The following is a 7,650-nucleotide window of genomic DNA, read 5'->3' on the forward strand; positions in this document are numbered from 1 at the left end:
GGCGGGTTCTAACCCGCCTTACCACTCACGAGGCGCAGGGGCGTGTCGTGCAGGACCGCGCGCAGGAACGGCTCTCCCAGGCGGTCGTCGGCCGCGGCCCAGCCGGCGATCGCCTGCAGCTGCGTCGCGTAGGAGTACGGGATGTTCGGGAAGTCCGTGCCGAGCACGACCCGGTCGGCGACCGAGGCCAGCCGCGCGGTCCAGTCCGGCGGCAGCGGCGACATCGCCTCGGCGAACGGCACCCCGACCATCGTGGTGTCCAGGTGCACCCGCGGGTACTTCGCCATCAGGTCGAACGCCGCGCCGAACTCCGGCATCGCCGCGTGCGCGAGCACCGCCGTCAGGTTCGGGTGCCGCGCCAGCACCTCCCCGAAGACCGACAACCCGGTGAAGTCGCCCCGCAACGGACCGTGTCCACAGTGGACGACGACCGGGACGCCGGCGTCGGCGAGGGCACCCCACACCGGCTTCAGCAGGTCGTCCCGCGGGTCGTAGGCGCCCACCTGCACGTGCGCCTTGAACACCCGGGCGCCGGCGCGCAGCGCACCGTCCACAGCGGACCCGGCGCCGGGCTCGGGGTAGAACGTCCCGGTCGGCACCGCGTCCGGCACCCGCGCGGCGAACTCGAGCGCCCAGTCGGTCAGCCACTGCGCCATCCCCGGCTTGTGCGGGTAGACCAGCGGTGCGAAGCGCGTGACGCCGAGCGACCGCAGTGTCGCCAGCCGCTCCTCTTCGGACGTCCGGTAGAACACCGGCCACTCAGTGCCGTAGTGCGTCGCGGCCTGGTCGAAGTACGCCCAGACCTTGTCCATCACCGGCTTGGGCAGGAAGTGGACGTGCAGGTCGACCAGGCCCGGCAGGCCCAGCGACGCCGTCCAGCGCGCGATGTCCGCGTCGGAGGCCGGGCCGGGCGTCACTCCGTGAACCGGCCCTTGAGCGCGCGGCCCATCGCCTTCCTGATGTCGCGATCCGCGTCCCGCTTGGCGAGCGCCTGCCGCTTGTCGTAGGCCTTCTTGCCCTGGGCCAGCGCGATCTCGACCTTGACCTTGCCGTCCTTGAAGTACATCGACAGCGGCACCAGCGAGAGCCCGCTCTCCTTGGTCTTGCCGATGAGCTTCTCGATCTCCCGCCGGTGCAGCAGCAGCTTCCGGGTGCGCCGCGGCATGTGGTTGGTCCACGTGCCCTGCGTGTACTCCGGGATGTGCACGTTGCGCAGCCACACTTCGCCGTCGTCGACCGTCGCGAACGCGTCCGCCAGGGACGCCTTGCCCTCGCGCAGGCTCTTGACCTCGGTGCCGACGAGCACGAGACCGCACTCGTAGGTGTCGAGGATGGAGTAATCGTGCCGCGCCTTGCGGTTCGACACGATCACCTTCTGGCCACGTTCCTTGGGCATACGACCACTCTACGTGATTCCGACGGTGACAAGCAGCCGGTTAAAGCTAGTGCCGGACGTACAGCCGCAGCGTGACGTACCCGGTGATGGCGGAGATCACCACGGACACCCCGAGCAGGATCGGCGCGACCGGGAACAGCAGTTCCAGCATGGTGATCTTCGGGAAGACGTCGCCGGTGAACACCGAGTCGAGGAAGCTCGCCTTGGTCAGCACCAGCATGATGATCCCGAGGACCGCACCGACCACGCCGGCGACCACCGCCTCCAGGAGGAACGGCAGCTGCGTGTACCACCGCGTCGCGCCGACCAGCCGCATGATGCCGACCTCGGTGCGGCGGGTGAACGCGGACACCTGGATCGTGTTGGCGATCAGCAGCAGCGCGGCGATGGCCATGATGAGCGCGGCGCCGAAGGCCATGTTGCGGACCCCGTTGAAGGCGTTGAAGACGCGGTCGAGGAACTTCTTCTGGTCGTCGACCTTGCGCACGCCCGGCTTGTTCGCGTACTCCTGCACGATCGCGTCGCTGCGGTCCGGGTCCTTCAGCTTCACGTGCAGCGACGCGGGCAGCGACTCGGGACCGGTGAGGGCGATCAGTTCCGGCTGGCTCTCGAAGATCTTCTTGAACCGGTCGAAGGCCTGGTCGCGGTTCTCGAACACGACCGACTCGACACCGTTGTTGCTCTGCAGCGACGTCCGCAGCGACTGGCACAGCGCCTGCGTGCAGTTCCGGTCGTTCGCGCTGATGTCGTCGGTGAGGTAGACCGAAACCTCGACGTCGGCGAGGAAGTTGGACTTCATCTTGTCGATCGTCCGGACGGCGAGGAGACCGCCGCCGAGCATGGCGAGCGAGACGGCCGTGGTCAGCATCATCGCGATGGTCATCGTGACGTTCCGGCGCAGGCCGGTGACTACCTCACTGAAGACGAAACTGGCGCGCATGGCGGGTGCAGGTCCTTGGGGTCGGGGTCGTTGAAGGGCGGGGTGGTCAGCGACCGATGCCGTAGACGCCGCGGGCGTCGTCGCGGATCACCCGGCCGAGCTGCAGCTCGACGACTCGGCGCCGCATGGAGTCCACGATGGAGTGATCGTGGGTGGCCATCAGGACCGTGGTGCCGGTGCGGTTGATCCGCTCCAGCAGCAGCATGATGTCCTGGCTGGTGTCGGGGTCCAGGTTCCCCGTCGGCTCGTCGGCGAGCAGCACCAGCGGGCGGTTCACGAACGCGCGCGCGATCGCGACGCGCTGCTGCTCACCACCGGAGAGCTCGTTGGGGAGCCGGTCGGCCTTGCCGTCGAGGCCGACGAGCTCCAGCACCTCGGGGACGACCTTCTTGATGGTCGGGCCCGGCTTGCCGATCACCTCGAGGGCGAACGCGACGTTCTCGGCGACGGTCTTGTTCGCCAGCAGCCGGAAGTCCTGGAAGACGCAGCCGATGGTCTGCCGCAGGCGGGGGACCCGGCGGCGGGCCAGCTTGGCGACGTCGAAGTTGGACACCATCACGCGGCCCTTGCTGGGCGTCTCTTCGCGCAGCAGAAGCCGGAGGAAGGTCGACTTCCCCGATCCCGAGGGACCGATGAGGAAGACGAACTCACCCTTTTCGATGTCGACGGACACCCGCTCGAGCGCGGGCCGCGTCGAGGTCTTGTAGACCTTGGAAACCTCTTCGAGCCGGATCACGATTCGGCATACTACCCACCGGTCTCGTGAAGCCCCGGTTGCCCGGTCCACCCGGGTGGAGCAGCGGGTGTTTGCGTACGGTGAGCGGTCGCGCAAACACCCCCCGCGCCGATCACACCGTGGTCGTCTGCTTCCGCCAGCGGATGCCGGCGTCGAGGAAGCCGTCGATGTCGCCGTCGAGCACCGCGGTCGGGTTGCCGACCTCGAACTCGGTCCGCAGGTCCTTCACCATCTGGTACGGGTGCAGGACGTAGGAGCGCATCTGGTTGCCCCAGCTCGAGCCGCCGTCCTTGAGCGCGTCCATCTCCTTGCGCTCTTCTTCCTTCTTGCGCTGCAGCAGCCGCGACTGGAGGACCTTCATCGCGGCCGCCTTGTTCTGCAGCTGCGACTTCTCGTTCTGGCAGGAGACGACGATGTTCGTCGGGATGTGCGTGATGCGCACCGCACTGTCGGTCGTGTTGACGCTCTGGCCACCGGGGCCCGACGAGCGGTAGACGTCGACCCGGATGTCCTTTTCCGGGATGTCGACGTGGTCGACCTCTTCGACCTCGGGCAGCACCTCGACGTGCGCGAACGACGTCTGGCGGCGGCTCTGGTTGTCGAACGGCGAGATCCGGACGAGCCGGTGGGTGCCCTGCTCGACCGAGAGGGTGCCGTAGACGTAGGGGGCGCTCACCTTGAACGTCGCCGACTTGATGCCCGCCTCTTCGGCGTAGGAGATGTCGTAGACGTCGGTCGGGTAGCCGTGGCGCTCCGCCCAGCGCAGGTACATGCGCAGCAGCATCTCGGCGAAGTCGGCCGCGTCGACGCCACCGGCCTCGGAGCGGATGGTGACGACGGCGTTGCGGTCGTCGTACTCGCCCGAGAGCAGGGTGCGGACCTCGAGGCCGTCGATGGACTTGCCCAGGTCGGCGAGCTCGCTCTCGGCCTCGCCCATGCTGCCGGCGTCGCCTTCGGCCTCGGCGAGCTCGTACAGCACGCCGAGGTCGTCGAGCCGCTGGCGCAGGTCGGAGACGCGCCTCAGCTCGCCCTGCCGGTGGGACAGCTGGCTGGTGACCTTCTGGGCCGCCTCCGGGTCGTCCCAGAGGGTGGGGCTCGAGGCCTGCTGCTCCAGGTCGGCCACCTGGGCACGCAGCGCGTCCAGGTCCATCACCGACTCGATCTGCGTCAGCTTGCCGGTCAGGTCCCGCAGGGCCGCGTCGAACTCATCACTCACGTTTGTCAAGGTTACGGCAAAACCCACGACCGGTTGCGAGGACCGGTCGTGGGCGCGCGAACCTCAGGCCGCGGGGATGGCGTCGAGCAGCTTCAACGCGGCCTTGGCCTGGGCCTGGGCGAACTCGGCGACGGCCTTCTCGTACGGCCCCTCGGCCGCCTTCGTGGCCGCCCGGGCGTCGTCGAGCTGCTGGCTGTAGCTCGTCCGGGCCGACTCCAGCAGCGACTGGCGCTGCTTCGCGGTCAGCGACCCCGCGTGCACGAGCCGCAGGATGAGCGGGCTGCGCAGGTGGTCGGGGCCGGCCTCGGACGTCAGCCAGGCCTTGAAGGCCTTCTTGCCGGCGGCGGTGATCAGGTACTGCTGGCTGGAGCGCGGGCCCTGCTTGCCGAGCCGGACGAGGCCTTCCTTGGACAGCGCCGGGAGCTCCCGGTACACCTGGCTGCGGGTGACGCTGAAGAAGGCACCGAACCGCTCTCCGGCTCCGGCGACGAGCTGCCCGCCGGTGGCGGGACCGTCGTGGAGCAGACCGAGCAGGGCGGCGGCTGTTGCATTCAATTCGGACACGCCCCCTAGATTCCCACTTATCAGCCGCTGTGTCCACAGTGGTCAGCGGATCTGTCCATTGTGGCTAGACAGATCCCCTCGTTCGGCCCAATGCGACCCGGTCCACTGTGGACGTGAACACGCTCTGCAACCGCTCCCAGGGATTTTTGGTCCAACCAGACGCACGCGGGCCGCCCCGGCACGGCCAGGCAGGTGAGTTCGGCGGGCGGCGATCCCCGGCTTGGCGCACGTCGGACACGCACCGCAACCACCCCGGCGGTGCGTCCACATCGTGGGATCCGCAGTTTTTCGCGCGCCGGACGGAAAAGTCGGCAGCGAAAGCCGATCCGGCATGACAAAAGAGGCACGTTTCCAGATTTCCCGGAAACGTGCCTCTCAGTGGTAGCGGGGACAGGATTTGAACCTGCGACCTCTGGGTTATGAGCCCAGCGAGCTACCGAGCTGCTCCACCCCGCGCCGTTGTGGTACTCGAATAGATTACACGGGGTCGCCAACGGCTTTGCACCGGGGTACCGAAACGTCCTGACCTGCCGTTACGCCGTCTCGAGCCAGTGGCGGGCTCCACTGAGGACCATGGTCAGCCCGTCCTCGAAGCGCGCGTCGGCATCGCCCAGCACGGCCTCGCCCGCCGACTCGCGGTAGCGCTCGTCGAACTCCCCGGGCATGGGCCGCACGGCCTGCTCCTCGATCACGTAGCCGATGACGAAGCAGTAGACGGTGAAGGTCGCCCGGCTCGCCCGCCCCTCGTCGAGCCCGGCCTCGATGCTCCGGCGCAGCGGGTGCTCGCCGACCAGGCTCATGTCGCCGAGGTACGTGCCGGCGAAAACCTTTCCGCCGTCGCGGTAGGCGAGCATCATCCGCCGCAGCGCCCGGGCGCTGTGCGCGGCGGCTTCCCACTCCCCCGCCGACGCCGGCGGCTGCCGGTCGGCCACGGAGTCGCGGTACATCTGCGTCGCCATCTCGTCCAGGAGCTCCTGCTTGTTCTTCATGTGCCAGTACAGCGCGGGCGCCTTGACGCCCAGGTCGGCGGCGATCAGCCGGAGCGTGAGGCCGTTGAGCCCGACGTCGTTGAGCAGCTTCAGCCCGGATCGCGCGATGTCTTGCCTGGTCAGGGCCATGTTCCGCAGTCTCCTCGCACTCCCGGCTTGACAGCTTAACGATGTTAAGGGCATTCTCGGGGCAGGTCAATTTAACGTTGTTAAGGAGCTGGGGATGCAGGAGCTGACCGCAGAGGTGGTGGTGGCCGGCGCGGGCCCGACGGGCCTGATGCTGGCGAACGAGCTGGCGTTGGCCGGAGTGGACGTTCAGGTGCTCGAGCGGATGCACGAGCGAACGGGGCTGTCGAAGGCGCTGAACCTCCAGCCGAGAACGGCGGAAGTCCTGGATCTGCGCGGGTTGCTGGGCCGGGCGGAGGACCGCTCGTTCGCGACTGTCGCAGACGGACACTTCGCGGTGCTCCCGGTGAGCTACGCGAGCTGGGACACCCGGCACCCGTACCAGCTGGGCATCCCGCAGGCGGAGGTCGAAGCGGCGTTGGAGGAGCGCCTGAACGAACAGGGCGTCCGGGTGCGGCGGGGCCACGAGCTGACCGGTTTCGTCCAGGACGCCGGCGGCGTCACGATCACGGCGGACGACCTGTGTGTGCGGGCGAAGTACCTGGTGGGCTGCGACGGCGGCCGCAGCACGGTGCGCAAGGCGCTGAACCTGCGGTTCGAGGGCATCGAGGGTCGGGGCCACGGCGTGGCGGCGGACGTGCTGTTCGCGAAGACGCCTCCGGGGGCGCCGACGCAGTGGCGCTCGATGACGAACATGGTGACGTCGCAGAGCCCGGGGAAGTTCATCGGCGTGATTCCCCTGGCCGAGCCGAACCTGTACCGGATCAGCTTCGGGGACCGTCTGAACCGGCCGGAGAACCTCCGGGCTCCGGTGACGCCCGAGGAGGTCCACGAGGCGGTCGCGGAACGCTTCGGCCCGGAGGCGGAGGTCGCCGAAATCCGCTGGGCATCCCGTTTCTCGGACGACAGCCGCTTGGCCGCGAGTTACCAGGTGGGCCGGGTCCTGCTGGCGGGCGACGCGGCCCACATCCACTTCCCGGCCGGCGGCCAGGGCCTCAACCTGGGGATCCAGGACGCGATGAACCTGGGCTGGAAGCTGGCGGCCGAGCTCCGCAACCGAGCGGCGCCGGGTCTCCTGGCCACCTACGAAGCGGAGCGCCGCAAGGTGGCCCAGGACGTCCTGCAGAACGTGGCGGCCCAGAACGCCTTGATCCCCACCACCCCGAACCAGCTGGCGTTGAGGGCCCTCGTCCGAGACCTGACCGCACTCCCCGAGGTCCAGCACCACCTGTCAGGAATGATCTCAGGCCTCGACATCCAGTACCCGACAACGGAAACCCACCCCCCAGCAGGAACCCGCCTCCCCGACTTCCCCCTGGAAGAAGGCCACGCAAGCGCCCTATTCCACAAAGGAAACTGGGTCCTGCTGACAAAAACCCCAACCCAAACCCCCCACAAAGAGGTACTCGTAGCAGAGGTAACAACCCTCCCCTGGCCCAACCTGGAGAAGATCCTGATCCGCCCAGACGGCTACATAGCAAACACAACAGGAGAGACAGAAGCCTGGCTCAAGTAAAAACCCGGCCACCCGCAGGGGGGTCCAGGGGCGGCGAAGCCCCCCTGGCGGGGGTCTGGGGGTCCGACCCCCAGAACAAACGCGAAAGAGGGGCGTGCTCGCCAGGATCGGCGAGAACGGAAGAGCACACGTAAGAACGACAATAAAAAAATCTATGAACTCGTAAT

The 7,650-nt window shown here is 68.0% G+C and carries 8 protein-coding genes and 1 tRNA gene; 1 reads left to right on the forward strand and 8 read right to left on the reverse strand.

Annotated features, from left to right (window positions below):
• Positions 1-8: 8 nt before the first annotated feature.
• From ACWEVN_RS44385 to ACWEVN_RS44420, 8 genes are all read right to left on the reverse strand, one after another.
• On the reverse strand, positions 9-917 hold the full coding sequence (locus ACWEVN_RS44385; protein WP_452055297.1) for an amidohydrolase family protein: 909 nt from the start codon (positions 915-917) through the stop codon (positions 9-11).
• A complete protein-coding gene (smpB, locus tag ACWEVN_RS44390; RefSeq protein WP_003082092.1) occupies positions 914-1,396 on the reverse strand; it encodes an SsrA-binding protein SmpB in 483 nt (160 codons plus the stop codon). Before smpB ends, ACWEVN_RS44385 begins: the two co-directional genes overlap by 4 nt.
• Positions 1,397-1,442: 46 nt before the next feature.
• Positions 1,443-2,336 (reverse strand): permease-like cell division protein FtsX, encoded by an 894-nt coding sequence (ftsX, locus tag ACWEVN_RS44395; protein ID WP_310975790.1) that lies wholly within the window; start codon positions 2,334-2,336, stop codon positions 1,443-1,445.
• Between the two features lie 46 nt (positions 2,337-2,382).
• Positions 2,383-3,072, reverse strand: coding sequence for a cell division ATP-binding protein FtsE (gene ftsE / locus ACWEVN_RS44400; protein ID WP_003082104.1), 690 nt, complete (start codon positions 3,070-3,072; stop codon positions 2,383-2,385).
• Positions 3,073-3,184: 112 nt separating this feature from the next.
• Positions 3,185-4,288 (reverse strand): peptide chain release factor 2, encoded by a 1,104-nt coding sequence (prfB, locus tag ACWEVN_RS44405; RefSeq protein WP_310975789.1) that lies wholly within the window; start codon positions 4,286-4,288, stop codon positions 3,185-3,187.
• Between the two features lie 63 nt (positions 4,289-4,351).
• On the reverse strand, positions 4,352-4,852 hold the full coding sequence (locus ACWEVN_RS44410) for a PadR family transcriptional regulator (protein WP_013223153.1): 501 nt from the start codon (positions 4,850-4,852) through the stop codon (positions 4,352-4,354).
• 379 nt (positions 4,853-5,231) lie between these two features.
• A tRNA-Met gene (locus ACWEVN_RS44415) sits at positions 5,232-5,308 on the reverse strand.
• Positions 5,309-5,385: 77 nt separating this feature from the next.
• Positions 5,386-5,970 carry a TetR/AcrR family transcriptional regulator C-terminal domain-containing protein gene (locus ACWEVN_RS44420; RefSeq protein WP_449686648.1) on the reverse strand — a complete coding sequence of 195 codons (585 nt, stop codon included), beginning with the start codon at positions 5,968-5,970 and terminating at the stop codon, positions 5,386-5,388.
• 94 nt (positions 5,971-6,064) lie between these two features.
• Between ACWEVN_RS44420 and ACWEVN_RS44425 the strand changes: the two genes are divergently transcribed.
• Entirely contained in the window at positions 6,065-7,483 is a 1,419-nt protein-coding gene (locus ACWEVN_RS44425; RefSeq protein ID WP_452055298.1) for an FAD-dependent monooxygenase, read from the forward strand.
• The last annotated feature ends 167 nt before the right edge of the window (positions 7,484-7,650 follow it).

This window comes from Amycolatopsis sp. NPDC003861 (assembly GCF_053605405.1).